General features: G+C 44.2%; 31 protein-coding genes and 2 tRNA genes. 19 read left to right on the top strand and 14 right to left on the bottom strand.

Annotated elements, in window-relative coordinates; all coding sequences use genetic code 11:
- Both QXV08_RS06305 and QXV08_RS06310 read right to left on the bottom strand, forming a co-directional pair.
- Positions 1-327 (bottom strand): DUF424 family protein, encoded by a 327-nt coding sequence (locus QXV08_RS06305; protein ID WP_342785866.1) that lies wholly within the window; start codon positions 325-327, stop codon positions 1-3.
- 9 nt (positions 328-336) lie between these two features.
- Complete coding sequence (locus QXV08_RS06310; protein WP_342785864.1) at positions 337-762, bottom strand: translation initiation factor IF-2 subunit beta; 426 nt, start codon at positions 760-762, stop codon at positions 337-339.
- A gap of 107 nt (positions 763-869) precedes the next feature.
- On the opposite strand from QXV08_RS06310, the gene QXV08_RS06315 reads away from it, so the two are divergent.
- Positions 870-2,168, top strand: a complete 1,299-nt coding sequence (locus QXV08_RS06315) for a tRNA (N(6)-L-threonylcarbamoyladenosine(37)-C(2))-methylthiotransferase (RefSeq protein ID WP_342785862.1) — start codon at positions 870-872, stop codon at positions 2,166-2,168.
- Between the two features lie 37 nt (positions 2,169-2,205).
- On the opposite strand, the gene QXV08_RS06320 is transcribed toward QXV08_RS06315, so the two are convergent.
- A complete protein-coding gene (locus tag QXV08_RS06320) occupies positions 2,206-3,024 on the bottom strand; it encodes a hypothetical protein (RefSeq protein ID WP_342785860.1) in 819 nt (272 codons plus the stop codon).
- Positions 3,025-3,123: 99 nt separating this feature from the next.
- On the opposite strand from QXV08_RS06320, the gene QXV08_RS06325 reads away from it, so the two are divergent.
- Positions 3,124-3,390, top strand: coding sequence for a transposase (locus tag QXV08_RS06325; RefSeq protein ID WP_342788409.1), 267 nt, complete (start codon positions 3,124-3,126; stop codon positions 3,388-3,390).
- A gap of 361 nt (positions 3,391-3,751) precedes the next feature.
- Here the strand turns inward: QXV08_RS06325 and QXV08_RS06330 are convergent, their stop codons facing one another.
- The 3 genes from QXV08_RS06330 to QXV08_RS06340 form a co-directional block, all read right to left on the bottom strand.
- Positions 3,752-4,408 (bottom strand): NAD-binding protein, encoded by a 657-nt coding sequence (locus QXV08_RS06330; protein WP_342785858.1) that lies wholly within the window; start codon positions 4,406-4,408, stop codon positions 3,752-3,754.
- A 138-nt stretch (positions 4,409-4,546) separates the two neighbouring features.
- Complete coding sequence (locus tag QXV08_RS06335; RefSeq protein WP_342785856.1) at positions 4,547-4,819, bottom strand: elongation factor 1-beta; 273 nt, start codon at positions 4,817-4,819, stop codon at positions 4,547-4,549.
- 11 nt (positions 4,820-4,830) lie between these two features.
- Positions 4,831-5,052, bottom strand: a complete 222-nt coding sequence (locus tag QXV08_RS06340; RefSeq protein ID WP_404991003.1) for a zinc finger domain-containing protein — start codon at positions 5,050-5,052, stop codon at positions 4,831-4,833.
- Between the two features lie 118 nt (positions 5,053-5,170).
- Here QXV08_RS06340 and pth2 point away from each other — a divergent pair, with 118 nt between their 5' ends.
- Both pth2 and truD read left to right on the top strand, forming a co-directional pair.
- Complete coding sequence (gene pth2 / locus QXV08_RS06345) at positions 5,171-5,518, top strand: peptidyl-tRNA hydrolase Pth2 (protein ID WP_012608743.1); 348 nt, start codon at positions 5,171-5,173, stop codon at positions 5,516-5,518.
- A 28-nt stretch (positions 5,519-5,546) separates the two neighbouring features.
- Positions 5,547-6,659, top strand: coding sequence for a tRNA pseudouridine(13) synthase TruD (gene truD, locus QXV08_RS06350; RefSeq protein ID WP_342785852.1), 1,113 nt, complete (start codon positions 5,547-5,549; stop codon positions 6,657-6,659).
- Positions 6,660-6,661: 2 nt separating this feature from the next.
- Here the strand turns inward: truD and QXV08_RS06355 are convergent, their stop codons facing one another.
- On the bottom strand, positions 6,662-7,159 hold the full coding sequence (locus tag QXV08_RS06355; RefSeq protein ID WP_342785850.1) for a transcription elongation factor: 498 nt from the start codon (positions 7,157-7,159) through the stop codon (positions 6,662-6,664).
- Positions 7,160-7,326: 167 nt separating this feature from the next.
- Between QXV08_RS06355 and QXV08_RS06360 the strand changes: the two genes are divergently transcribed.
- From QXV08_RS06360 to QXV08_RS06370, 3 genes are all read left to right on the top strand, one after another.
- A tRNA-Trp gene (locus QXV08_RS06360) sits at positions 7,327-7,470 on the top strand.
- Positions 7,471-7,530: 60 nt separating this feature from the next.
- Positions 7,531-8,541 carry a glyoxylate reductase gene (gene gyaR, locus QXV08_RS06365; protein ID WP_342785848.1) on the top strand — a complete coding sequence of 337 codons (1,011 nt, stop codon included), beginning with the start codon at positions 7,531-7,533 and terminating at the stop codon, positions 8,539-8,541.
- A 103-nt stretch (positions 8,542-8,644) separates the two neighbouring features.
- A complete protein-coding gene (locus QXV08_RS06370) occupies positions 8,645-9,802 on the top strand; it encodes an ABC transporter ATP-binding protein (protein ID WP_342785846.1) in 1,158 nt (385 codons plus the stop codon).
- A gap of 14 nt (positions 9,803-9,816) precedes the next feature.
- Here the strand turns inward: QXV08_RS06370 and QXV08_RS06375 are convergent.
- A tRNA-Val gene (locus tag QXV08_RS06375) sits at positions 9,817-9,891 on the bottom strand.
- Positions 9,892-9,999: 108 nt separating this feature from the next.
- On the opposite strand from QXV08_RS06375, the gene QXV08_RS06380 reads away from it, so the two are divergent.
- The 4 genes from QXV08_RS06380 to fen all read left to right on the top strand — a co-directional run bounded on the left by QXV08_RS06380 (position 10,000) and on the right by fen (position 14,080).
- Complete coding sequence (locus QXV08_RS06380; RefSeq protein WP_342785844.1) at positions 10,000-10,275, top strand: transcriptional regulator; 276 nt, start codon at positions 10,000-10,002, stop codon at positions 10,273-10,275.
- 203 nt (positions 10,276-10,478) lie between these two features.
- The gene (locus QXV08_RS06385; protein WP_342785842.1) at positions 10,479-12,671 is read left to right on the top strand and encodes a CDC48 family AAA ATPase; all 2,193 of its coding nucleotides are present in this window, start codon (positions 10,479-10,481) and stop codon (positions 12,669-12,671) included.
- 30 nt (positions 12,672-12,701) lie between these two features.
- The gene (locus QXV08_RS06390) at positions 12,702-12,962 is read left to right on the top strand and encodes an ArsR family transcriptional regulator (RefSeq protein WP_342785840.1); all 261 of its coding nucleotides are present in this window, start codon (positions 12,702-12,704) and stop codon (positions 12,960-12,962) included.
- A gap of 56 nt (positions 12,963-13,018) precedes the next feature.
- Positions 13,019-14,080 (top strand): flap endonuclease-1, encoded by a 1,062-nt coding sequence (fen, locus tag QXV08_RS06395; RefSeq protein WP_342785838.1) that lies wholly within the window; start codon positions 13,019-13,021, stop codon positions 14,078-14,080.
- A gap of 259 nt (positions 14,081-14,339) precedes the next feature.
- Here the strand turns inward: fen and QXV08_RS06400 are convergent, their stop codons facing one another.
- A complete protein-coding gene (locus QXV08_RS06400) occupies positions 14,340-15,023 on the bottom strand; it encodes a protein-L-isoaspartate O-methyltransferase (RefSeq protein WP_342785836.1) in 684 nt (227 codons plus the stop codon).
- A 59-nt stretch (positions 15,024-15,082) separates the two neighbouring features.
- Here QXV08_RS06400 and QXV08_RS06405 point away from each other — a divergent pair, with 59 nt between their 5' ends.
- Entirely contained in the window at positions 15,083-15,559 is a 477-nt protein-coding gene (locus tag QXV08_RS06405) for a DUF371 domain-containing protein (RefSeq protein ID WP_342785834.1), read from the top strand.
- Here the strand turns inward: QXV08_RS06405 and QXV08_RS06410 are convergent.
- Complete coding sequence (locus tag QXV08_RS06410) at positions 15,491-16,492, bottom strand: 50S ribosomal protein L11 methyltransferase (RefSeq protein ID WP_342785832.1); 1,002 nt, start codon at positions 16,490-16,492, stop codon at positions 15,491-15,493. The genes QXV08_RS06405 and QXV08_RS06410 overlap by 69 nt on opposite strands.
- Before the next feature lie 120 nt (positions 16,493-16,612).
- Here QXV08_RS06410 and QXV08_RS06415 point away from each other — a divergent pair, with 120 nt between their 5' ends.
- Together QXV08_RS06415 and QXV08_RS06420 are read left to right on the top strand one after the other, a co-directional pair.
- On the top strand, positions 16,613-17,440 hold the full coding sequence (locus QXV08_RS06415; RefSeq protein ID WP_342785830.1) for an NAD(+)/NADH kinase: 828 nt from the start codon (positions 16,613-16,615) through the stop codon (positions 17,438-17,440).
- Positions 17,430-17,948: an NOB1 family endonuclease gene (locus QXV08_RS06420; RefSeq protein WP_342785828.1), complete on the top strand. Its 519-nt coding sequence runs from the start codon at positions 17,430-17,432 to the stop codon at positions 17,946-17,948. The genes QXV08_RS06415 and QXV08_RS06420 overlap by 11 nt, the downstream gene beginning before the upstream one ends.
- Here the strand turns inward: QXV08_RS06420 and QXV08_RS06425 are convergent.
- Positions 17,923-19,071 (bottom strand): RsmB/NOP family class I SAM-dependent RNA methyltransferase, encoded by a 1,149-nt coding sequence (locus QXV08_RS06425; RefSeq protein ID WP_342785826.1) that lies wholly within the window; start codon positions 19,069-19,071, stop codon positions 17,923-17,925. The genes QXV08_RS06420 and QXV08_RS06425 overlap by 26 nt on opposite strands.
- Before the next feature lie 106 nt (positions 19,072-19,177).
- Between QXV08_RS06425 and QXV08_RS06430 the strand changes: the two genes are divergently transcribed.
- Together QXV08_RS06430 and QXV08_RS06435 are read left to right on the top strand one after the other, a co-directional pair.
- Complete coding sequence (locus QXV08_RS06430; protein ID WP_342785824.1) at positions 19,178-19,495, top strand: hypothetical protein; 318 nt, start codon at positions 19,178-19,180, stop codon at positions 19,493-19,495.
- A gap of 12 nt (positions 19,496-19,507) precedes the next feature.
- Positions 19,508-19,729, top strand: coding sequence for a DUF2283 domain-containing protein (locus QXV08_RS06435; RefSeq protein ID WP_342785822.1), 222 nt, complete (start codon positions 19,508-19,510; stop codon positions 19,727-19,729).
- Between the two features lie 11 nt (positions 19,730-19,740).
- Here QXV08_RS06435 and QXV08_RS06440 read toward each other — a convergent pair whose 3' ends face one another.
- Positions 19,741-20,019, bottom strand: coding sequence for a hypothetical protein (locus QXV08_RS06440; protein WP_342785820.1), 279 nt, complete (start codon positions 20,017-20,019; stop codon positions 19,741-19,743).
- A gap of 6 nt (positions 20,020-20,025) precedes the next feature.
- Positions 20,026-20,310: a dinitrogenase iron-molybdenum cofactor biosynthesis protein gene (locus QXV08_RS06445; protein ID WP_342785818.1), complete on the bottom strand. Its 285-nt coding sequence runs from the start codon at positions 20,308-20,310 to the stop codon at positions 20,026-20,028.
- A 132-nt stretch (positions 20,311-20,442) separates the two neighbouring features.
- Between QXV08_RS06445 and QXV08_RS06450 the strand changes: the two genes are divergently transcribed.
- From QXV08_RS06450 to QXV08_RS06460, 3 genes are read left to right on the top strand one after another with little or no spacing between them, the layout of a single operon-like run.
- Complete coding sequence (locus QXV08_RS06450) at positions 20,443-21,291, top strand: N-glycosylase/DNA lyase (protein WP_342785816.1); 849 nt, start codon at positions 20,443-20,445, stop codon at positions 21,289-21,291.
- Between the two features lie 20 nt (positions 21,292-21,311).
- Positions 21,312-21,938, top strand: coding sequence for an HD domain-containing protein (locus QXV08_RS06455; protein WP_342785814.1), 627 nt, complete (start codon positions 21,312-21,314; stop codon positions 21,936-21,938).
- Positions 21,939-21,997: 59 nt separating this feature from the next.
- Positions 21,998-22,864: a hypothetical protein gene (locus tag QXV08_RS06460; protein WP_342785812.1), complete on the top strand. Its 867-nt coding sequence runs from the start codon at positions 21,998-22,000 to the stop codon at positions 22,862-22,864.
- 8 nt (positions 22,865-22,872) lie between these two features.
- Here QXV08_RS06460 and QXV08_RS06465 read toward each other — a convergent pair whose 3' ends face one another.
- On the bottom strand, positions 22,873-23,568 hold the full coding sequence (locus tag QXV08_RS06465; protein WP_342785810.1) for a metallophosphoesterase: 696 nt from the start codon (positions 23,566-23,568) through the stop codon (positions 22,873-22,875).
- Positions 23,569-23,601 lie beyond the last annotated feature (33 nt).

Below are 23,601 nucleotides of genomic sequence, written 5' to 3' on the forward strand. Positions count from 1 at the left end.
TTAAATCCTCGTGAAAAGAGCTATAGGTATACCCTTTATTCTTAAAACTGCTTCAGGATGGATTAACCCCATCTCTAATGCAGCCTGGATTATTTGCTCCCCCACTATATTACCGATGGTTGCTGTAGCAAGTATTTTAACAGCTTCCTCGGGATCTAATAGTTCTCCTTTATAGAAGTAGGGGTCAACGTAGAAGTTAGCCTTAATGTTCTCGTCTACTAGGTGTAGTCCCAGAACGTTTTCATCGCATGCCGCAATGATTACCTCTCCATCGACAACTTGTTTCTTAACATATGTCTTAACCCTTTCCTTCTCTCGGTTCTCCATGATTACACCTTAAAATGCTGGAAGAGTTGTCTCAGCACCGCAGGCATCGCATCTAAGCACGAATACCTTTCCCTTCTTAGTTAACCTTGTATGTACTGAACCACATGTGCTGCACTTAACATACCTATCTACAAACCTTACTAGTAGCTGGTTGATTGCCTGTGGATTAAACTTACCCTTCAACTCTAGTTGGCCGGCTTCATTGATGGAGCCTGGCACATTCAACTCCTTCATGAAGTACCTCTTTAATAACTCTTCATCCCTATTAAGCACGCTGGCTACATGCCTGAAATTTTGCACAACTGTTTTACTCCCGACGACGAGTACGTCGGCACGGGGCATCTCAAATACTTCGCCGCTTCCACGCTTGCCCCCAAGCTTCTCAAAGGCTCTTTCAACTAGTTTCTCATATCCTGGTAGGCTTTGCCTACTCAATTTCCACACCTATGCTCCATGGATGATATAATAGGGTTATATATATGTTATGAAAAAGCGGATATCGAGCATCTTTACACCGGGGATGACTGGAAACGGGTGCTGATATGAGGGTGTATATTGAGACCTATGGATGTGCCCTGAATAAGAGCGATGAAGCATTGATGGTGGAGAGTATTCTACGCGAGGGACACGTATTAGTTAACAGTATCGAAGATGCTGACACTCTTATAATCAATACATGTATTGTGAGATTGGATACAGAATACCACATGATTAAAAGGATAAGGGAGCTGTACGAAGTAGCTAGTAGAACAGGTAAAAAGCTGGTTGTAGCCGGGTGCATGGCCAAGGCCGAACCCTACACCGTGTTAAAGATAGCGCCTGAGGCCAGCCTTGTTTCACCCCAGAATTCCGCCTTGATCACGGAAGTCTTGAAGACGCGGGGTAAGGTTATATTAATTGATGGATTAAGGGAAAGAGATAGAATAGGAATCCATGTAGAAGATAGGATCGCCCCGATACCAATACAGGAGGGGTGTCTAAGCAATTGCAGCTTTTGTATAACAAAGCATGCTAGACGCGTCCTTGTCAGCCATAGTATCGATGCTGTTGTAAAAGCAGTGGAGAGAGCAGTTAGAAACGGGGCTGTGGAGATACAGTTGACGGGTATGGATCTAGGTACATACGGCTTGGACCTCTATAAGACGCGGAAGCTCCCGGAACTGGTTAAGGAGGTGAGTAGAAGAGTCAGCGGTGAATACATGGTTAGAATAGGTATGATAAACCCGGAGCACTTACGCTACATCCTTGATGATTTAATAGATGCTATCAATGAATCCAGCAGGATATATAGGTTCCTCCATATACCTCTACAATCAGGGAGCAATAAAGTACTTAGTGTAATGCGCCGCAACTATAGCGTGGAGGAGTATATCGAAATAGTTAATGAGGTTAAATCAAGGATACCTGGTGTAAGTATCGCAACCGATATCATCGTTGGACACCCCATGGAGGATGATGAGGACTTCAACGAGACCCTCAAAGTTATAAGGGAACTAGAGTTTGAGAGGGTTCACTTGGCAGGTTATAGTATAAGACCGCTGACTTATTCAGCGTCACTACCCCAGCTACCGACCAGGGTTAAGAAGGAAAGGGTTCTAAGGGCCCTTCAGGTCATAGAGGAGGTTGGCTTGAAAATACGTTTAAAATACATTGGAAAAGAAGTGGAATGCTTCACCACGGAGCATTCGAATACATGGATTTGCAGGCTTGAAAACTATATCCCGGTAGTGGTAACAGGTAAGGGCGGTGGCCTTGTTCTAGATTATGGTAGATGGATCAGGGTACTCGTAGACGATGCCACATTTTTCGATCTAAGGGGGAGATTCCTGGAGAGTAAGTAGTACCCTGCAAGACTGGGAAGGGAGACGCTCTACTCTTTTAAAGCGGTTGATCGCTCACTACGTTGATACTGCTGGCTTTACCATCAAGGGTCTTGGAGAGCGCTGAAACCAGTTCAATCATGGCTTTTCTTACATCTTCATCCCTTATAGTTGCTTGAACAGGATAGAGTGTTATAAGGTATTCTAAGCGGCTGTTTGATGCTTTAGCTAGAACTATCTTCTTCACATCCTTGAAACCTGGGTGTCTGTACTCCTCTAGCTTCTCTGTGATCTGCCTATCTAGCTCGCTTAAATAGTCCATACTGTTGCCCTCACCGGGTAAATCAACAACTACTCTGAGGGTTAACTGTGGAGGCAACGGCTTGAAGATGGCCCGTATCAATTGTATGTTTGGTATATAATGCTCGACTCCATGTATATCCTGGACAACAGTATTTCTCGACGTTATCTTCAATATTTTACCGGTTAATGGTTTCTGGAAGCCCGGCATCAATATCTCATAGTACCTATTCTTCAATGGTAACTCCATTTGAAGTATTATCATTGATATATATGAGATCAACGGGTGTATGAAGAGCACTAAGGCTACTAGACCTAGAAGCCCGAAGATTGTAAGTATTCCCCAGTATTGGGGAATAAACAGCATGACAGCTGTACTAATCAATATTACCACTAGTACTATATCGATGATCCTTATTGAAATATCCCGTACATTACCTGAAATACTTCCACGTTCGGAAAGCGAGTTCAGCAATCGTGAAGTAATTATCCTTATCAATATTATCGTCAACAATATAATAATGAATAAACTAATGCTTGCAGTATTTATTCCGATGCCCTCGGTACCGGGATTCATCGTGTCTCCCGTAATCTATTTATTGAATTCCTTAGTATTATATATCATTATGGAGAAGTATATAGAGTTCCCTATGTAATAAGGGGCATTCACAAGTTAATTATAGAGAAGCTGGAAGAACGCGGTGTACCATATGTACTAGTTAATCCTAGAGGAACCTCTTCTACGTGCCCTGTTTGCGGCTTTAAACTCGTTCCTATGAGGGGCTATGCCCAGAGGAACGGGTGGAAGCCTAGATGGGTAAAATGCTCCAAGTGTGGTTTTAAACACGAGAGAGATGTCATAGGAGCCATGAACCTAGTTAAGAAACACCTCCTAGATGTGGGGAGGGTGCCGTTTGCCGTTCACCCAAGAGTGGTTGTTTAAGGTAGTTTATGGCTATTTAAGGTAGCCACCCTCGGGTTCATCACGGTCTCCGACCACCCCCTCACCGCCCTTCTAGAGCGGCTCTCGGAAATAGGCGGTCACCGATAATAAGCTTGTAGCCTCAAGGCTTACACAGCCCTGAAAGGACTGAAACAACCATGAACGACCCTAAACACTATTTCTGCCCCTGCGTGGAGTGGCTTGTAGCCACAGTGAAGCACAGGATCGAGGCACAACCCGTCCTAGCGAGACCTACGATGACCTAGGGCGGGAAACAGATCCATGACCGTTCTCTTATTAGTGGCTATGATGAGTTTTCGGGGAGTATGAGATGTGATGAAGCGGTTACTCGCTGAGCCAGCTAGCCTTTAATCTTCCTAATTACCTCTTCATTTCTTGCCAGTATAAAGAGGAGGTTTCCAGGCTTCAATATATCCGAGGGCTCTGGGATCTTGAGTTTCAAGCCATCAAATAGTAATATTATCTTTCCATCTTCTCCTAAATCTATGCTTCCGATAGTGCCTCCAGCAACAGGGTCAGCCTCGCTTATCGAGACCATTAGCATTTTATCCTCCCCTACGCTCCCGATAACTTTTCCACTCGAGATCGATGAGATTATCTGGGCTATTATATTAGCCACTACAACAGGTTGCACTATTGGTATACCTAGTCCAAGACTGGAAACTAATTCAGCGATCTTGGAGTCAGTGAACCTTCCAATCCTAATAGGGATATCGAATGTCTTAGCTATTGCAAGCACCATTAAATTCACTTCATCACTGTTTGTCAGGGCTAGTATGGCTGTGATATCCTTCATATTTATCTCGTTATAGATCCCAATATCTGTAGCGTCTCCTTCTAGAACCAGTATATCACCGATTTTCTCAAAAATGCTTCTTCTCCTCGGGTCTTTGTCGACAACGATTACTTCTTCAGCCTCCTCATGGATATTGAAGAGGGTGAGGAGGTGTTCGGCTACCTTACCTCCCCCAATGATAAGTATCCTTGGCCTAGCCATAGGTTATCCTCCTTGTTCCGGCTTCATCGAGATTACCTTCCAAATGAATATATCGCTATTTCATCTTATATATGGATCACTTGTTTAGAAGAGGATTGATTATTGGATGCGGTTTAAGGTTGTTTAGACAAATCGAATCTAAGACAATCTATTCACATATTCAACCTCGACTTGACTCACTCCTTGTACCTGGCTTATAAGGTTCTCAAGCGTCTCAGTACCGCCCTCTGTTTGCTCAGGCATTATTATTGCCAGTCTCAAAGCCTTCAACCCGAATGCTATTGGCTCTTCATCCCACATCTTTAACTCGTATCCCTCAGGGAGCGCATTGGCTATTCTCTTCCTTAATTCGTCCAGCGGTGTCTCAACGTCTTCGGGTAGTACTCTAACTATTACCAGCACCTGGGCCATCGATAACCACCTCATGGACCCCTGAATCCACAGTTTGGACAAGTATATTCGACTACTAGTTTTCTACATTTCTTGCATCTCTTAATTAATACTTTTCCACAGTTTGGACAGTAGAATTCTACACCATACTCGCCTGGCTCCATTAACCTATGGCAGCTATCACATATAGGTGGAGAGGCTGCCTCCTCTATTCTTATCCCTGGCTCACCCTGCTTAAGCATGTACTGTGACATTTAAACCACCTTTTAAGCGAGACATCCCTATTGATTATGGTTAATGGGATTAAAAATATTAGTCCCTTATTTCACAATTAGAGCCCACGCTATACCTGATGAGGCGGGGGCTTAACATATGAAACAGGTTATAGTGGTTAGAAGCGACCTGGAGATGAGCAAGGGTAAGATAGCCGCCCAGGTCGCCCATGCATCAGTTATAGCTGCGTTCGAAGCCTATTATAACCATAGAGAGTGGTTTAATGAGTGGTGGAATAGCGGGCAGAAGAAGATAGTTGTTAAGGTAAGAGGGGAGGAGGAGTTGGTGAAGATATATATGGAGGCGATATCCAATGGGCTACCTGCCTCAATAGTGAGGGACGCTGGGTTGACAGAGCTTCCCCCAGGCACAATAACGGCTGTAGCTATAGGTCCTGCACCCGATGATAGGGTTGACAAGCTAACAGGCGGCTTAAAGCTTCTGTAATGAAATTATTTAAAAGAGGTACCCTATAATGGATTCAGATACCGTGAGGATATACCCGCATCCGTTGGACTATGTGTCAGGGTCGAAATATTCTTTAACAAGCCTCTCAGTGAATCACGAATACAGAATAACGCCTTCAAGCTTCATAGTCCGTGAAGTCATTGATGAAGGATACCTGGTTAAAAGAGTGGATCTCCATGGTAGGGAAGGATACATTGTTGTAAGAGTTGTAAAAAAGGGTCTTGATACCTTCGAAGCCCTAAGAATACTCTCGAGGAAGCTGGGTATCCCGGTTGGGAATATATATTTCCATGGATTAAAGGATAAGAATGCAACTACCACTTCATACTTCTACATTAAGAGACTGCTTGTGGATGAGAAGATTTTCCCTATACAGGGAGACAAAGTGGTTTTCGAAATAGCCGGGTACACAAGGTTTAAGCCGGGCAGGGAAGTATTCAAGGGTAATGAGTTCGAAGTACTTATCCAAGGCCTTGATGAGCATCAGCAAGAAGTCATGAAAAAGATCCTCGAGCTGATCAGTAAGCATGGGCTCCCGGCCTACTATGGATACCAGAGATTCGGTGTAAAGAGGTATAATACGCATTTACTAGGTAAATACGTTGTGAAAAAACGTGAGGACTGTTTCTCAAGAATCCTCCTTGATACAGTGTATCCTGGGGAGGATTTGGAAGCCATAGTAAAAAGGATAAGGAGGGATTTCACCAGCTTCTACTATGAGGGTAGGTATGTTAGGACTGGATACAACGGCTTAGGGTTAAAGAATGTTCTCAAGGCTCTTAACGAGATAGTTATTGATGCATACGCCGGATACCTGTATAACTTATTACTCAACAAGATAATTGAGGAAAGAGGATTCGTGGACCTCAATAAAGCATACCCTATGCCCGGTTGTATTGAAGGCGTTGAATTATATAGTAGTATATTCAGTGAGGAGGGTCTCACGCTAGAGGAGGCGAGGAGTCTTCCCTGCTACTATAGGAGGGGGTTGTTCAAGCCGTTGAATACGCGGATGTCCTGTACCGGTGACGTATGTAGATTAGTGTTTATGCTGGAACCTGGGTTATATGCCACGGTTGTACTGAGGGAGTTATTTAAGGAGAAGTTGGTCTTAAACTAGGTTTATTCAAAAATTATTCGGGTTTCAACACCGAGCAGGCTTGATAATAGTTTCTCATATTCCTCCTTGTTTCTCCCTATTATTCTTCTATCTCTCCTCGATACTCTAACATTGAGCATTTCACTGCCGCTTGGTAGCCATACCTGGTTTACACCTATCAGTGATGCGGGAGCAATTAGCTGTTCTATTAATCGCTTGACGTCGCCTGTCTCAATAACTACTTTAACCCTGTCCCCTAGCTTCTGCGAGAGCGCTCTCTCCAGCTCACTTATTTCGCCGGGTTCAAAGCCGTTTCTAAGCATTACTATTACCTGGTTACTGATCCTAAAGGAACGGACATATTCTCCTTTCTTAAGAAACTTTAACTCCTCCTCTAGATCCATGAGTATCCTCATCACCGGTATTTCATCTTCGCTGACAGTACCTGACTCCACCTTCCTCTGACAGCTGGCACAGAGCACGCCGCTCTTCACACATATCCTGTCGAGTGGGTACTTCAAGCCTCATCATCACCATTTCACTGCTCTGCCTTTATAAAAAATAATGGTTCAACTCTTTTAAATATGGTTCTAACAATGAGAGAATCGTTAATGGGAACGCGTGATATCCCTGTGTGAAAAAGATTTAAACGCCTTCACCCAATAACTTAGTATTGATGACTTGTAGTGGGCCCGTAGCTCAGCCAGGCAGAGCGGCGGACGCCTCTGGCGGCCGATGCTCCAGATCACTATGGGTCAGAGCGACCGTTTGGGATGACTGAGGTCTGGAGGGAGTGACCCGTAGGTCAGGGGTTCGAATCCCCTCGGGCCCACTACGTTTCACCCTGTAGGAAGAATTATGATGCACATGGATCAGTATAGGTGAGTACTTCGTGGAGAAACCTAGGCTCTTTATTTCAAGGGAGTTGTTTCCCGAGGTAATAGAGGAGTTGGAGAAATTTTATGAGGTAGAAGTATGGGATAAGTATCATGGCCCATCATATGAATACCTTGTAGAGAAGTTGAGAAGCGTGGATGCCTATGTATCTATGGTGACGGATAGGATTGATTGCGGGCTCCTACAGGTGGCTAGGAGGCTTAGAATAATCGCTCAGTATGGTGTTGGACTAGATAACATAGATGTCGTCTGCGCTACCAGGCTTGGTATATATGTAACTAACACGCCTAACGTGCTTGCAGAGTCTGTGGCTGAGTTGACATGGTCGTTGATACTTGCTGTCTCAAGGAGGATTGTAGAGGCTGACCACTTTGTTAGATGGGGTGAATGGTATAGGACACGTACAAGTGTCCATCCATTAATGATGCTTGGCACCGAGTTGAAAGGTAAGATGCTGGGTATCATAGGGCTTGGAAGCGTGGGAAGGAGGGTTGCTGAGATAGGTAAGGCGTTTGGGATGAGGGTTATTTATTATAGTAGAAGTAGGAAGCCTGATGTAGAGTCCTCGCTGGGAATAGAGTACAGGTCCTTCGACGATGTTGTTTCCGAGGCTGATGTATTAACAATACATGTCTCTTTAACTTCTGAAACACGTCACCTGATTAATGAAGATGTATTGAGGAGGATGAAGAAGAATGCTATATTAATAAATACTTCCAGAGGCCCAGTAGTGGATACAGATGCGCTTGTAAAGGCTTTAAGAGAAGGATGGATAGCTGGGGCAGGACTAGACGTCTTTGAAAACGAGCCGTTGCAACCGAATCATCCCTTGACGGCATTTAAGAACGTTGTACTCCTACCCCACCTTGGAAGCGCGACTCATGAGGCAAGGCTAGCTATGGCAAGGCTTGTTGCCGAGAACTTGATCGCGTTCTACAAGGGGCAAGTACCACCCACTCTCGTGAATAGTGAGGTAGTGAAGCATAGGAGGCCTGGGTTTGACTAGGTTGATACAAGATATCCGGGGACACATTATAACAATCATTATAACAATATTTTTTAATGGTTGATTCATGTTTTTATATATAGTGGTCTATTGGTGTATCATCGTGCCTGGTGTTAGGCTGGAGAATGTGGTTAAAAGATATGGTAAGATTATCGCTGTAAATAATGTCTCCCTTGTGATCAAAGACGGTGAGTTCTTCACTATTTTGGGGCCTTCAGGGTGCGGTAAATCAACGACGCTGAGACTCATAGCTGGCCTTGAATTCCCTGATGAGGGAAAAATATACATCGGGGATAAGGATGTCACGATGACGCATCCGAAGGATAGAGATGTAGCAATGGTTTTCCAGAACTATGCTTTATATCCCCATATGACGGTTTTCGAGAACATAGCTTTCCCACTAGAGGTGAGGAGGAAAGAGCTTGGGTTAACAAGGGAAGATATTAGTAAAATGGTTGTTGAAATAGCCAGATTCCTCAGCATAGATCATTTACTCGATAGAAGACCAGGCCAGTTATCAGGAGGCCAGCAACAAAGGGTTGCACTAGCCAGAGCACTGGTGAGAAAGCCCAAGGTCTGGTTACTTGACGAGCCTTTAAGTAATCTAGATGCCAAGTTAAGACTCTTGATGAGGGCTGAGCTGAAGAAGCTTCAGAAAACACTGGGTATAACCACTGTATATGTTACACATGACCAGGTTGAGGCTATGACTATGTCTGACAGGATAGCGGTGATGGAGGGTGGCAGGGTTAGACAGGTTGGTACGCCTGATGAGCTCTACTACAGGCCCGCTAATATATTTGTAGCAGGATTCATTGGCACGCCACCCATAAACCTGGTAAAAGGCTTATTCAGGGTTATTAACGAGGAGATCAAGGCTGTAAAAGGAATCGGGATAATAGAACCAGTTAAGACGAGGTATCTCCTAGAATTACTCGGTATAAGGGTACCCATAGACCCGACAATAGGTGAGAGGATAGAATCTAAGGGTGTATCCGAGATAGTACTTGGTATACGTCCACAGTACGTTGAAATAGTTGAAGATAGTGCTGATAAATCCCTAGGTGATATAAGTGGCGAGGTCTTAGTGGTGGAGCCAACTGGTACAGAGAATATCGTGACTATTAAGATAGGAGAGGAGCTGATGAGGGCTGTGGCACCGGCAAGGATGAAGATACAGATGGGTTCAGCCGTAACGCTTAAGCTAGATTGGAGTAAAGCATTATTATTTGACTCGAGAACAGAGGACCTTATAGCATAAGGAAGTAATGGGAATGGGCCCGCGGGGACTTGAACCCCGGGCCTCCGCCGTGTCAGGGCGGCGTCCTAACCAAGCTAGACGACGGGCCCTCTTTTGATGACTCATAATATGGTAGACTAATAAATTTTATTATGGTGAAGCGTCTAGGTAATTATTGTGTAGGGGCGTGTGGCTTTTTATAATCAGTGGTGGATTAGATGTCGCTTAACATGCACGAGGTAGCTCGTACAAAGCTGTTAACCGGTCCCTCAAAGATACTTGTCTTAATGTATATGGGTGCTAAACGTAAAGTAGACTTCATTAAGGCTGGGTTAGGGGCTAGTACAATATACTATAACATGCTTTTCCTGGTCGAGGCAGGCCTGGTTGTTAAGAAGAATGGGGAGTATGTTTTAACTGAGAAAGGGGTGATGCTTGCAAAGGCTCTGTTAGAATGCTTGTTGAAAGCTAAGGATATACTGGGAGGTCTCTAGTTTTCGGTTAAACTACATAGAGGGTAGGCTTAAAGAGCTTTGAGAACATATCAAAGAGTTAAGAAGCCGACGCCCTCTAATCCAGTGGATTTTCCTCGAGAACTCGGTATTAGAAAGCTTTTTTACGGGTTTAAGAGAGTTAGTTCTACTAGGTGTTTTACCAGCTCTTTAACCATGGGAGAATTACTATATGGTGAAGCATATTGGTGAGAATAGTTTTAAAGGTCCTAGATGCTGATCGCCGGGATTATGGTAAGGGAATCGCCAGGCTCGACCCTGAGGTAATGGAGAAGTATGGTATAATGGATGGAGACCTATTACTCATCGAGGGTGATATGGAGGCTGCTGCGCTAGCTGGAAGCGGGAATATCCAGGATAAGGGTAAAGGCGTTATAAGGCTTGATCCATTGCTAAGACATAACGCTAGAGTTGAAATAGGGGATACAGTGGTAGTTGAGAAAGTAGAGCGTAGATACGCTAAAGTAGTAAAACTAGCGCCCACAAACTACCATGCCTCGATCGAGGGTTATGTTTTAGAGAGTATAAGGAGTAAGTTGATAGGATATCCCCTCATGGAGGACAATGAGATACATGTTGTGATAGCTGATATGCCGATACCTTTCAAAGTAATCTCTATCAAGCCAAGAGGACCTGCACTAGTCTCTGATGAGACAGAGATATACGTCTTCGAAGAACCAGTAGGCGAGTTCCCTCGCGTCACCTTTGAGGATATAGGTGGGCTTGGAAACATAATAGATAAGATTAGAGAGATGATAGAGATACCATTGAAGTACAGAAAGGTATTCAGAAAACTTGGTATAGAGCCGCCTAAGGGGATATTGCTCTATGGTCCACCGGGCACAGGTAAGACGCTGCTGGCTAAGGCGTTAGCTAACGAGGTTAACGCATACTTTGTAACCATTAATGGACCGGAGATAATGAGTAAGTACTATGGTGAATCCGAGCAGCGATTACGCGAGATATTCAAGCTGGCTAAAAAGAAGTCGAGGAAGAACCCGGCTATAATATTCATTGATGAAATAGATGCGATAGCGCCTAAGAGAGATGAAGTAGTCGGAGAAGTAGAGAGGAGAGTGGTAGCTCAGCTCCTCGCATTAATGGATGGGTTGGAGAGCAGGGGGAATGTAATAGTTATAGCGGCCACAAACAGGCCTAACGCGTTAGATCCAGCTCTCAGAAGGCCTGGAAGATTTGACAGGGAGATCGAGATACCAATGCCGGATAAAAAAGGTAGGCTCGAGATACTTCAGATACATACGCGGAGGCTCCGGGAACTCGGTATTCTCTCGGGTGATGTGGATCTAAATAAACTGGCCGAGATAACCCATGGATACACTGGTGCCGATCTAGCGGCGTTGGTTAAGGAGGCAGTGCTCCATGCGATTAGAAGGCAGATACCACTTGATCAACCCAGTGAATGGCCATTGCCCGATGACCTACTTACATCTATTAAAATCACCTTTGAGGACTTCCTCTTTGCCTATAGGAGCATTGTACCAAGCGGCCTCCGTGAAATACATGTTGAAGTACCGGATGTCAGGTGGAGTGATATCGGGGGGCTTGAGGAGGTTAAGAGGTCTCTTAGAGAAAACGTTGAACTGCCATTGAGATACCCGGAAATATATGAGAGATACGGGATAAAGCCTCCAAGGGGCGTTTTATTATATGGGCCTCCTGGATGCGGTAAAACCTTGCTTGCAAAGGCTGTTGCAACCGAGAGCGGGGCGAACTTCATAGCTGTCAAGGGCCCGGAGATAATGAGTAAATGGGTTGGAGAATCTGAGAGAGCTATTAGAGAGATATTTAGGAAGGCCAGGCTCTATGCTCCAGTGGTAATATTCTTCGATGAGATAGATGCGATAGCGTCCCTGAGGGGTATTGAAACGGATTCGGGCGCCTCAGAAAGGGTGGTTACACAGTTAATAACCGAGATGGATGGTATACAGAAACTCGAAAACGTCGTCGTATTAGCGGCAACCAATAGGCCGGATCTTCTGGATCCAGCTTTACTGAGGCCTGGGAGATTCGATAAACTAATATATGTTCCACCTCCAGACTTCAATGCTAGGCTGGAAATACTTAGAATACATACTAGAAGCATACCTTTAAGCAGAGATGTCGACCTAGTTGAGCTGGCCAGAATTACGGAGGGCTATAGTGGAGCCGATTTAGAAGCGGTTGTAAGGGAGGCAGTCATGTTAGCGTTGAGGGAGTCTCCATTTATAGAGATGGTTGAGAGGAAGCATTTCATAAATGCTCTAGAGTTGGTGAAGCCAAGTATAAATGATGCAATAATAAAATTCTATATAGAGTGGGGTAACAGAGCAAGGCAAACGCTTCCAAGGCATGGTATTAAACCCAGTATATACACGTAGAATAATGAAAATATTCGGGTGATTTATGGTATGACCAGATATAATCCAGGATACTGGAGGATAACACCGCTCTTTAGAGCTATATTGGAGGTGCTGGTGTCTAAACCTGAAGGAATAACCGAAAGCGATCTCGACGAGGCATTAAAGAAGAAATATGGATTAGTCTTTGGTAAGTCAGAGCTGTATCATACATTAATGAGGCTTGAGTTAGCTGGATTAATACAGGTTGAACCAGTTGGAAAGGAGTTTTTCGTGAAACTGTCTCCCAGATTCAACGAGTATATAAGGTGATCTCTTCGAGTTAAATATTTAACACCATATATATTGATCAGTATAATGGTGTAGATATGGGAGTAGACTTAAAAGACATTATACCAAGCGAGGCGAGAACGGTTATCGAGGATCTCAGAAACCTACATGGCAAGGTTATAGTGATAGATGGCTATAACGCATTATACCAGTTCCTAGCTGCGATCAGGCAGCCAGATGGGACTCCTCTAATGGATAACAGCGGGAGAATCACGAGTCATTTAAGCGGTTTATTCTATAGAACCATAAATATCGTTGAGGCAGGGATAAAACCAGTCTACGTGTTTGATGGCAAACCCCCTGAATTAAAGGCGAGGGAAATAGAGAGGAGGAAAGCCGTTAAAGAGGAGGCAGCGAAGAAGTATGAGGAAGCTGTTCAATCCGGAGACATTGAGCTCGCGAGGAGATATGCGATGATGTCGGCTAAGCTGACAGAGGAAATGGTGAGGGATGCTAAATCACTACTAGATGCAATGGGTATTCCATGGGTTCAGGCACCAGCGGAGGGTGAGGCTCAGGCAGCCTATATTGTTAAGAAGGGGGATGCCTATGCATCCGCCTCGCAGGATTACGATAGCTTGCTATTCGGCTCCCCTAAGCTCATTAGAAACCTGACTATAAGTGGCAGGAGAAAGCTACCGAGAAAAAACGAGTATGTTGAAGTAAAGCCGGAGCTCATAGAGCTCGACAAACTCCTTGTCCAGCTAGGTATAACCCTCGAGAACCTCATCGATATAGGTATACTCCTGGGGACAGATTACAATCCAGATGGTTTCGAGGGCATAGGCCCAAAGAAGGCTTTACAACTAGTTAAGGCATATGGAGGAATCGAGAAGATACCGAAACCTCTTTTGAAGTCACCGATAGAAGTAGATGTTGTAGCAATAAAGAAATACTTCCTTCAACCACAGGTAACAGACAACTACAGGATTGAATGGCATACCCCCGATCCCGATGCAGTGAAAAGAATATTGGTGAATGAGCATGATTTCAATATAGAGAGAGTTAGTACAGCGCTTGAGAGATACGTGAAGGCCTTTAAAGAAAATATACAGGGGGAGCAGAAAGGCCTCTCTAAATGGTTCAGTAAGCCGAAGTAGTTAGGTTTCCAGGATGCCCACAGGAACCATTTCCTGCCTACGGTTTCTTTAGGTCTCCGTGGACTGGTTCACCACGGCTTCCAAGGCGCTCCTCCCACCGGCTTCTTCACTCTGGAAGCCACTGCAGAGGCCAGTGGTCTCGGAGACACCCGATGAATACTATATGTAACCAGGTTTATTAGTTAAAGGACTAAACCCCGAAGAAATATACACTAACCTGCAAATCAAAAACAGTATACAACCCTGTTTCCTCAATGCTTCAATATGTTGAATCAATATGCCATCCATACTTACCAATTAACGGTACGAACACGCACTCTATTCCATACCTCTTAATTATCGAACCTCCACGCTTCTCTACTATGAGGAGCCGTTGTAGATGCGCATCGCCTACAGGTATGACTAATCTTCCCCCTTCAGCTAACTGCTCTATTAATGGGTCCGGTACATGGGGGGCGGCGGCTGTGACTATTATTTTATCGAATGGTGCTTTCTCAGGTAGCCCAAGTGTTCCATCGCCCACTATCACTGTAACATCACTGCTATAACCAGCTTCCTCAAGGCGTTTTCTAGCATACTCGGCTAGCTCCGGGATCCTTTCTATAGTGTATACATGTCCTTTTTTCTTCTCGCCACTTCTTGCAACTATCTCTGCCAGTACAGCTGCCTGATAACCTGAACCGGTTCCCACCTCGAGGACCCTATCGCCTGGGACAGGGTCCAGCTCCTCCGTCATTATGGCTACCATGTGTATCGCGCTTATGGTCTGACCGAAACCTATTGGGAGAGGTGTATCAGCATAGGCATACTCCCTTAGATGCGGAGGTAGAAAGAGCTCCCTGGGGACTTTGAGGAGGGCTTTTACGACTTTCTCGCTTCTCAAATAGCCTAGTGAGTATAGTTCTTCAATAACGAGTCGCTTTTGTTCTTCTAGATTGGGCAAACCGTAACCCCTATTTAATTTTCATGTTAAAATATTCTTAATAGCGGGGTTTAAGCATAATGGTTGAAGCAGAGATTGTGTATGCCAGGGGGCATCCCAGGATTAAGGCTACCCATGCCACAACCCTTGAGATCAGTAGGGAGGAGTATTTAACTGAGAGAGGGGATTGTATAATAGGTATAGGGGCTGATAGATCCCCCAGGGATTTCTCCAGATTGTTTAAAGAGGCTTTAAGAAGGGATGACTCTATCCTGCTCGCGGTAATCAGGGCTGGAGGTCTTGTAGACATTGTTCTAGCACAGGGTAGTAGTGGACTCATAGTGGATAGCCCAGTTAAGCTGATTATAAGGAGAAGCAGCTTCATTGAGCCAGCTACAATAGGTATTAAAGCCAATAAGGCGGCGAGGGATATAGATAGAAGAATCATCCAGATACTCCGGGATCCTGGCACAGTACTAGAGTTAAGGCTATACGTCCTTGGGCTTGACGAGGTCGAATCTATATATGCCGGCTCTAGGGGCATATTCCAAGACTAATCTAGAGCCTTGAATACTCCAGCCCGGGAGCTTCGACCCCAGCTCGATTACTGATGCTTCACGATCGTATGTAAGTATGTAGAGGTGTAGTATTCCACCCGGCTTCAAAACAGCATCATATACCCTGGTGAATTCAAGGCTCCATCTCGGTAGGTTGGCGATCACTCTATCGGCTTTACCATGTATATCCAGGTAATTTATTATCTCCCCTGCATCTAGATTCAATGGTATAATGCCACCCCTCAACCTCCTATGGTTCAATAATATGTTCTCGCAGAGAAGTCTATATGCCTCTGGATTGAGGTCATTCGCTATAATCCTCGCTGCTTTAAGGGATGATATATGTATGGGGAATCCTCCAATACCTGTGAAGAGATCCACGACTAGCTCTCCGTTTCTAACCATTAACGCTATTCTATGATGCTCCTCCCCAAGCCTTGGGTTATAGTATACTTTACCTAGGGAAACCTTGAATAGGAGCCCATACTCCTTTACTACTATAGTATCAATGTGCTCGCCCCATAGGAGTCTTAGCTTAGGTATCCTATATTTGTCCACCGTTTCCTCTTTAACATATATGGCTCTAATATTTGGGTGTATGCTTCTCAGCTCCTTGACTACTTCATCCCCACCCATAAAGTCCAGCACGTTTTCTCTGATAATGGCTACATTCCCTATGAGATCATATGACGGTACTCGTGGGACATGTTTTCTCCGGCTTGGCGGCGGATTACACTGTATGATGTAGTATCGAGTATTACTGAGCAACTCGTTCAAGCCTTCCAGTGTTTTCACAGGTATTATAACATTGTCATTGGCTCTAGTTATAAGATAATCTGTGTCAACCAGGTCCTTCTCCCTGAGCCTCCTGATCACTAGTTCAGCTAGGTGTTTATCAATACTTATACAGAGGACACTGGTTCCCGGCTTCATCTCATCGATCAGGGCCTCCTACTTATTTCTAAAATATGTATTCAAGGCGATGTTTAAATTTCTCCATACATCATACATTTAGACTAGCGGGAAATACAGAATCCCATGGATTGATAAGTAATGTACCCTGTTTCATCGGTTCACATAGTCTATAAGCCGACCCGAGAGTGTATTGAGATAGCTAGGAAGTATAGCAGTGTTTTCAGGGAGAAAGGTGTAAGTGTCGAGATCTCAACCGTCGACGATGTAAGCCCTAGGTCCATCCTTAACAAGGATATTGTTGTAAGCATTGGTGGTGATGGAACAATGTTGAGGATATCTATGATGCTTCAAGATGAGAAGAGTGTTCCATTGATACTGCCTCATCCATGTGGTAGGAGGAATAACTTCTATGAGGAATCCATGCCAGAGATACCTGTAGTGGTTGAACGGGTATTCAAGGGAGACTTCGTTATACATGTATATCCAAGGGGCAGGCTCTGCATAAAGGGCGGGTGTATCGACTTCCTGAATGAAGTGGCAGTAGTGAACAAGGATATGGGTAGAGTCGTGGGGTTCAGGGTCTTAGTTGTATCGCCTGGTATACATTCCACATATGAGTTTGAAGGAGATGGATTAATTGTGAGCACGGTGCCAGGTTCAGCGGGGTATAATTTATCTGCTGGTGGACCATTGATCACCGGGGATTCCGAGGAGTTGATTATAACTCATTTAAACCCTATGCAGCTGGGTATGCCTCCAATAATCGTACCAGCTTATGCCAGTATCATAGAGGCCTCTTCAAGAGGCTATACCATACTCTATGTCGATGGAGAGAAATTAAAGCTACTTGATAAAGGGGAAACCGTTAGAATCACAGGCAGTATAAGCTATCTTAAATTAATCAGGTTCAGCACGGTGCATGAACGGATAAGAACAGTGTTGAGTAGGAGGAGAATTGTCTACTAGCATAATACACGTGGTTCTAGATACGGGTGGATTACTGGCTAAATACTATAGACTTTTACCACGACATATATTCAAAACCTATACTACTGAGTCAGCTGTCAACGAGGTTATCGATAGTGAAAACAGAAACGCGTTAACTGATGCCATTGAAACCGGCTTAATCGAGGTGCTTAAACCAGGGGGCTCATTTTATCTAAGGACTGTAGAGGAGGCTAGAAGAATAGGTGAGATAACCAGGCTTTCGAAAACCGATCTCGAGGTAGCAGCCCTAGCCCTGATGCTTAGTGAGCGGGGTAAAGTAGTTGTTGTGACTGATGACTACAGCCTCCAGAACCTCTTACTACATCTTGGGATACCATTTAAGCCCTTAAAAACCAATGGTATTAAAACTAGCAGGGAGTACAGCGAGTACTGCCCTACATGTGGATACATCCCGGCTCATCCAGGGGAAATAAATTGCCCCATATGTGGGACTCCACTGGTTAGGAGGATGAGGAAGGCTTCCTAAGCACAGCTATAAAGTGACCTGGCATATCCATGTTTAATGGAGTATACCTGTATCCAATCACGCCTTTATATGTTGTCTTATCAGTATAAGGCGGGTTGTCAGGTAACTCCACGCATTCTAATCCGAGTTCCTCGACAGCATAGAGTATGTTTTCCTCGTTCTCCTCAAGAGTGAGGGTGCACGTTGAATAAACTATATATCCCCCGGGTTTCACTATCAACGCGGCTGTTTTGAGAAACTGTCTCTGATAGATGGATAGATTCCCCACATCCTTGTAGCTCCTGTTCTCGAGTAGCCTTGGTCTAACGCCTAGATTACTGCATGGTGGGTCTATAAGGACTTTATCGGCCTTACCCAGTAAACTGAAGTCGTAGTGGATGTATCGGGAGTCATGTGGAATAGCGATCACGTTTAAGTCTAGACCAAGGTGGCTGAGAGTATTCTTTAACTCGGCGATCTTACCCGGGCTTCTATCAATAGCTATGATCCTCGCACCCCCTTTGGTCAACTGTACTATATGGCTTGTCTTGCCACCTGGCGATGCATTCATGTCCACTATTAGTTCACCTGGCCTGGGATCAAGGACTCTAGTGGTAACAATGCTTGGATAGCCCTGGGGATATAATAATCCCTGCTTATAGATATCCAGCTCACTTATCCTTGGTGCTTTAAAAGGAGATGAGGTGTTGCGTGCTACAAGCCCCTGGTTCATTTTATGGAGGTTTCTTGATGACGTAACAGCCTCTAGGCATGCGAGAGGCGTGCCCTGCCTGGTCACGGCTAGTAATTTATCGCCTTCACTGAAGACGCTTGATTTAACCACTCCAGGACGATAGAGGTTGGCGCCTAATATTAATGAGCTGGCTGTCTTGTCGTCGACCACAATATATTTATCCGCGTCGCACTCCAATGGAAACGGGCCCTTGACAGCTGTGTAAACGGCTTCTTCAATATATTCATCCATGTATGCTTCAACCCCTCTCTCCCGTAATAGCTCAACTAGTCTATGAGGCGTGGTCTTCACAGTGTTAACCCTTAAGTACATTCTCATAGGGGGAGTCTTCAACTTCTCTACAAGGACGTCGACAATACTTCCATAGGGTTTAACCAGTAAACTCCTCACCCTTCACGACACCTATTACAGTCCATCCCTGTATCCTAGTTAGTGGATCTAATATATAGTCAAACTTATTAGAGATTAGCTATATACTTACAAAAAGGTGAGGAAAATGGTTGCAACAAGAATATCTGATAAGGAGCTCGACGAGGCATTGATGGAGAAGCAGGAGAAGAAGCCTACAGACGAGAAGCAGAGATGGGTTAATAGGATATTAAGAAGTGCTAGGCAGTATCATAAGATATGCCCCTACTACGATAAAAGAACAAAGATGTGCTTCCTACTCATGGGTACTAAGTGTGAGAGGGATGGAAAATTCGATGTATGCCCAGTCTTCAAGTCATTCCTCGAGAAGAAATACGATGAATACAAGTCGAAGAACATGCCGCTACCACTAGATTTCGCCGACGTGGTTGCATCACCGTTTTAAAGGTGCGGTGCAATGAGTGCCAGGAGGTATTACATTGAGAACCCGGAGAAAATAATGATGGAGTATGATCCCCAGGGCGACATATTATACATAGATTTCGCTGGTAGCGAGCAAGAGGCTGATGAAGAAATACTGAGTGAAGACGGTGATGTAGCCTTCAGGATTAGGGAAGGTAGGATACTTTCAATAATGGTTATGAATTTCAGTAGGAAGGCAGGGTTTTACCCCTCATAGCTGAAGGTTTTCTACGTGAATCCTCTTTCAAGGATCCTGATCATAGTCTTTCTAGGTGGAAGAACCTTGAGGACATCTTCAACTAATTCATCGGTCGATGGATTTACAATATCTATTAATACAGTGTCTTTAAAGACCTCAACCATGATAACAGTACTGTCACCACAATAGTAGAGTTCAAGTCCCTGAGATAACTCAGTGTTTCTACAGCCTATCTCGCTTAATTTACCCCTTAGTTCCCCAATGATGCCTATTCCCCCGTTCACATCGATTGCATAGTGCTTTATCACTTAGGCTCACCTAGTGAAGAATTCCCCTATTACTTCATCTATGGTTTCAAGGCTTGTAACAACTACTTTAACACCAGTTTCTTCAACTAGTTCTTTATCCTCGCTACTTATTTCTCTAGTAAATAACAACCATGTATCGTATTCCTCGACTAATTCCTCGAGTGCCTCAATCCCTGTGTTTCTAATAGACTTTTCGGGCTTATTCTCCTCGATATTGTAGAGTACTACTTCACTAGCCGACTTGAAACCCGAGATCCTGTCATCCCTCATAGTGAACAACACGTATCTCACTTAAACCACCCTCTGCTAAAGAATATTAAAGTATTTTATAAACTAGTAAGTTATAGCCTGCTACCTTGAATCATTGTGCAGGGTTAGAGTTTAAGTTAAAGATTGTTTTGAGAATCTCTTCTAGTTGATATGGTGGGGGACTTGATCAGGTTTAATCATGAGAGAGCCTGCTTCATAGGTAGGAGAATAAGTATGCTTAAACACGTTATTGAGATATTAAGACGTGCCGACCCTCAGTTTAAAGCTGTTGAGTCCCTGATCAGCTCGCGAGGTGTAAACGAGGCATCAATATTAATCATAGCTAATAGTTTAATCAGTTACCAGCTAAGTGTGAAGGGTGAGGAGTATTGGACCATGTTCTCCCGCTACTTCAGTGATAAAGGCAGGAGGGTGAGCTTAAACGAGTTCACTAGTTTCATGGGTTTAAGTGGGAACACTAGGCTCCTGGATCAAAAGAAGCAGAGGCTTGCCAGGTTCCTCTCATCCAGTATTATGAGAGAGCTTTTGGACAATGGATTAAAATACTGCATGGATCTCTTGGAGCTAAATAGGCAATTATCCAGTCTCTACGGTGGTGACTACTCTAAAACCGTGGTCTTCGCTGTTAAAATGTACAGCTACCTTTGCGAGGCCTCAGGAGTGAAGCCCTTTACAGCTGGCATTAAACCCCCATTAGACATGAGGAATGCTTTGTTCCTCTTATCCTCCTGTATTGTTGAGGGATGTGGTGTTGATACTGAATGCATAGGTAAAATAATGAGCGGGGGATACAGGAATGAAGCGGTTAACGCGTTGTTAAAGGTGTGCGAATGTGGTGGATTAAATTGTATAGAATTAGACGTGTTCACCTGGCTTGTAACAGGAGTTCTAAGAGATACCGGGTTTAATGTCTACGAGTCCAGTAGGTTCATTAAAGAGAGATATGGTGTTGAAATACCTGTCGATACTCTACAAGAGATATCTCTATGTGCTAAGAGTTAATGTGTTAAATGGTGATCAAGATGAATAGTGAGGGTTTCCGGGTTGATGTGAACATTCTTGAGAAGATATGTAGGGTATTATACGATAACTCCCTGGATCATGGATGGCCCCATATTGAAAGAGTATTGGGCTACTCATTGAGAATCATGAGGGAAGGAGGTGTAAAGATCAGTGAGGATCTCCTCAAAATTGCTGTATACCTCCATGACATCGGGAGGATGATAGGTGACCCTCACGCGTATTATTCTGCATTAATAGCTGAAGAGTTACTAGGCGAGCTGGGTTTACCAAGAAATAAAATAGAGATCATTATTAACGCAATAAAAGCGCACTCCTATAGCTATAATAGGGTAGGTGAATACGGTGAATCACAGCTCTCAATAGTTTTAAGTGATGCTGATAAACTGGATGCACTAGGCATTATTGGCTTTATAAGAGTATTCCTCTATGGTCAAAGGCACGGCAGGAGCCTTGAGGAATCCATTAACCATTTCCATGACAAAATATTAAGGCTTGAGAAGTACATTAGGCTGGAATACTCTAAAAGGCTTGCTAAGTGTTTGAGTGAGAGGACAAGGAAGCTACTATGCATACTCAGCGAGGAGCTAAGGCAGGAGTGTAGGGAGGAAGCATGTAGTACTATTTAACCAGGTGAATCGCAGTGATTAATATCACCTGAAACAATTATAGTTGAAAGGGGCTGTGTATGAGCCTAGAAATCGCGAAAATACTCGTGTATGGTGCATTAAATGGCTTAAACACCTATGTAAAGCCTGGCGGCGTACATAGGTTGAGACCCGATAAATTATTCGATGAGATAGCATGCAACATTGTTTCAATACTAGACGGCATTGTAAGCGCGTATGAGGAGGGGGAGAGGGTTAGGAAAGGGGAAAAGGCATTAACGAGCATCGAATTGGGAAGGATACTGGCTAGAACTTATAGAGAAGCCTATAGGGTTTGTAGTATTGTCCACCCAGGATATTTCACACCCATGCTCATAGCCTCCATGGCACTTGGTTACAGCGGGATCGAGAGCGTTTTAAGCGAACCAGGTAAATTCAAGAGATCCCTTGACTCGATCTTGGCTGGCAATAAATGGGGCGACATAAGGTATTTCATAGATTCATTGAAATCTATTGGTAGAAGCGATATGAATGAACACCTAGCCTCAACGGGGTTGACTCAGGTATCATTGATTCAGGGTGGGGTATCATATACTGATGTCTTCCAGGCACTGGGATCCAAATGGCCTGGCTTCATACTCTTGGATCCCCGTGAGAACCTCCTTCTAAATGGCTTGAGGAAACTCGTAGAATATCATAGGAAGCTGAAGAATGCCCATGCTGCAATACTCCTATTGTACCTCGACCTAGTTGAGGAGAGGCTCGGTGAACAGTATAGAGAAGGCATATCTGAGGCAAGGAGGTTGGGGCTCATGGAAACTCATGAAGGGGCAAGGAAACTCTTCGAGCTTGATGTATCACTGAGGAAGAATGGTATTGTTCTAAATGGTTTCGTGGAGCAAGTGGTTAATCTAGCAGCGTTAGCGGCATTAGAGGGGGTTAGATAGTTTTACTACTATACCTCAACCTTAATTATTCTACCTCTGGCTGGTAGAGCGACATTGTATACTTTAACACTATCGATATCAGTGCTCTCAATGAGTCCGTTATGGGCGTGTCCATGTATAACAGCCTTCAACACGTTTCTATGGTTTACTATTACATTCTCCATTCTCCTTGATGCAAGGTAGGGGTGTATCACGGGGTTTTCACCGGTTAAATTCCTGTAGGTCACACCATAATGCGTGACAAGTATGATGGGTAGGTTAGTTGAGGCTGCTTCACTTATCAAGGAGGATATCTTGTCTGGTAGATCCCTAAAGTATTTTATAAGTCCGGGCATATTCTTAGCTTGCCATCGCGTTGGCTTATCCAACGCCCCTCTTGAACCCACGACCACTATTCTACCTGTTAAAGTGTCAATGACCCTGTAATTATCATGTAAAAATACTACGTTGGGATACCTCACTATATATTCTTTCTCTGAGCCTATATACTCCTCATTACCGAATACAGCTGCTACCGGTGTGCCCGGATGTACCGAGTTGATTAATTCTACGACGCGTCTATACTCAGCTATGTTATTACGCTCGATTATGTCTCCAGCTAATATGAATAGGTCCGGCTTACACGTGGAGTTCGCCAACGCTCTTTTAAATAGTTCCAGGTACTGGGGGCTATGAATATCTGATGTAGCGCATATCGTGGTCAAAGCGTTCCCCAATATTTATAAGGACTCCTAAAC

This window comes from Desulfurococcus sp., from assembly GCF_038881575.1.
In the GTDB taxonomy this organism is placed as follows: domain Archaea; phylum Thermoproteota; class Thermoprotei_A; order Sulfolobales; family Desulfurococcaceae; genus Desulfurococcus.

What these genes read in the sequence shown, in the direction of transcription:
- QXV08_RS06315 (WP_342785862.1), top strand. Translation starts at nt 870, where the DNA reads ATGAGGGTGTATATTGAGACCTATGGATGTGCCCTGAATAAGAGCGAT.
- pth2 (WP_012608743.1), top strand. Translation starts at nt 5,171, where the DNA reads ATGAAACAGGTTATAGTGGTTAGAAGCGACCTGGAGATGAGCAAGGGT.
- QXV08_RS06335 (WP_342785856.1), bottom strand. Translation starts at nt 4,819, where the DNA reads ATGGCCCAGGTGCTGGTAATAGTTAGAGTACTACCCGAAGACGTTGAG.
- fen (WP_342785838.1), top strand. Translation starts at nt 13,019, where the DNA reads ATGGGAGTAGACTTAAAAGACATTATACCAAGCGAGGCGAGAACGGTT.
- QXV08_RS06380 (WP_342785844.1), top strand. Translation starts at nt 10,000, where the DNA reads ATGTCGCTTAACATGCACGAGGTAGCTCGTACAAAGCTGTTAACCGGT.
- QXV08_RS06460 (WP_342785812.1), top strand. Translation starts at nt 21,998, where the DNA reads ATGAGCCTAGAAATCGCGAAAATACTCGTGTATGGTGCATTAAATGGC.
- QXV08_RS06330 (WP_342785858.1), bottom strand. Translation starts at nt 4,408, where the DNA reads ATGGCTAGGCCAAGGATACTTATCATTGGGGGAGGTAAGGTAGCCGAA.
- QXV08_RS06320 (WP_342785860.1), bottom strand. Translation starts at nt 3,024, where the DNA reads ATGAATCCCGGTACCGAGGGCATCGGAATAAATACTGCAAGCATTAGT.
- truD (WP_342785852.1), top strand. Translation starts at nt 5,547, where the DNA reads ATGGATTCAGATACCGTGAGGATATACCCGCATCCGTTGGACTATGTG.
- QXV08_RS06415 (WP_342785830.1), top strand. Translation starts at nt 16,613, where the DNA reads ATGTACCCTGTTTCATCGGTTCACATAGTCTATAAGCCGACCCGAGAG.
- QXV08_RS06390 (WP_342785840.1), top strand. Translation starts at nt 12,702, where the DNA reads ATGACCAGATATAATCCAGGATACTGGAGGATAACACCGCTCTTTAGA.
- QXV08_RS06455 (WP_342785814.1), top strand. Translation starts at nt 21,312, where the DNA reads ATGAATAGTGAGGGTTTCCGGGTTGATGTGAACATTCTTGAGAAGATA.
- QXV08_RS06340 (WP_404991003.1), bottom strand. Translation starts at nt 5,052, where the DNA reads ATGTCACAGTACATGCTTAAGCAGGGTGAGCCAGGGATAAGAATAGAG.
- QXV08_RS06305 (WP_342785866.1), bottom strand. Translation starts at nt 327, where the DNA reads ATGGAGAACCGAGAGAAGGAAAGGGTTAAGACATATGTTAAGAAACAA.
- QXV08_RS06410 (WP_342785832.1), bottom strand. Translation starts at nt 16,492, where the DNA reads ATGAAGCCGGGAACCAGTGTCCTCTGTATAAGTATTGATAAACACCTA.
- QXV08_RS06435 (WP_342785822.1), top strand. Translation starts at nt 19,508, where the DNA reads ATGAGTGCCAGGAGGTATTACATTGAGAACCCGGAGAAAATAATGATG.
- QXV08_RS06430 (WP_342785824.1), top strand. Translation starts at nt 19,178, where the DNA reads ATGGTTGCAACAAGAATATCTGATAAGGAGCTCGACGAGGCATTGATG.
- QXV08_RS06405 (WP_342785834.1), top strand. Translation starts at nt 15,083, where the DNA reads ATGGTTGAAGCAGAGATTGTGTATGCCAGGGGGCATCCCAGGATTAAG.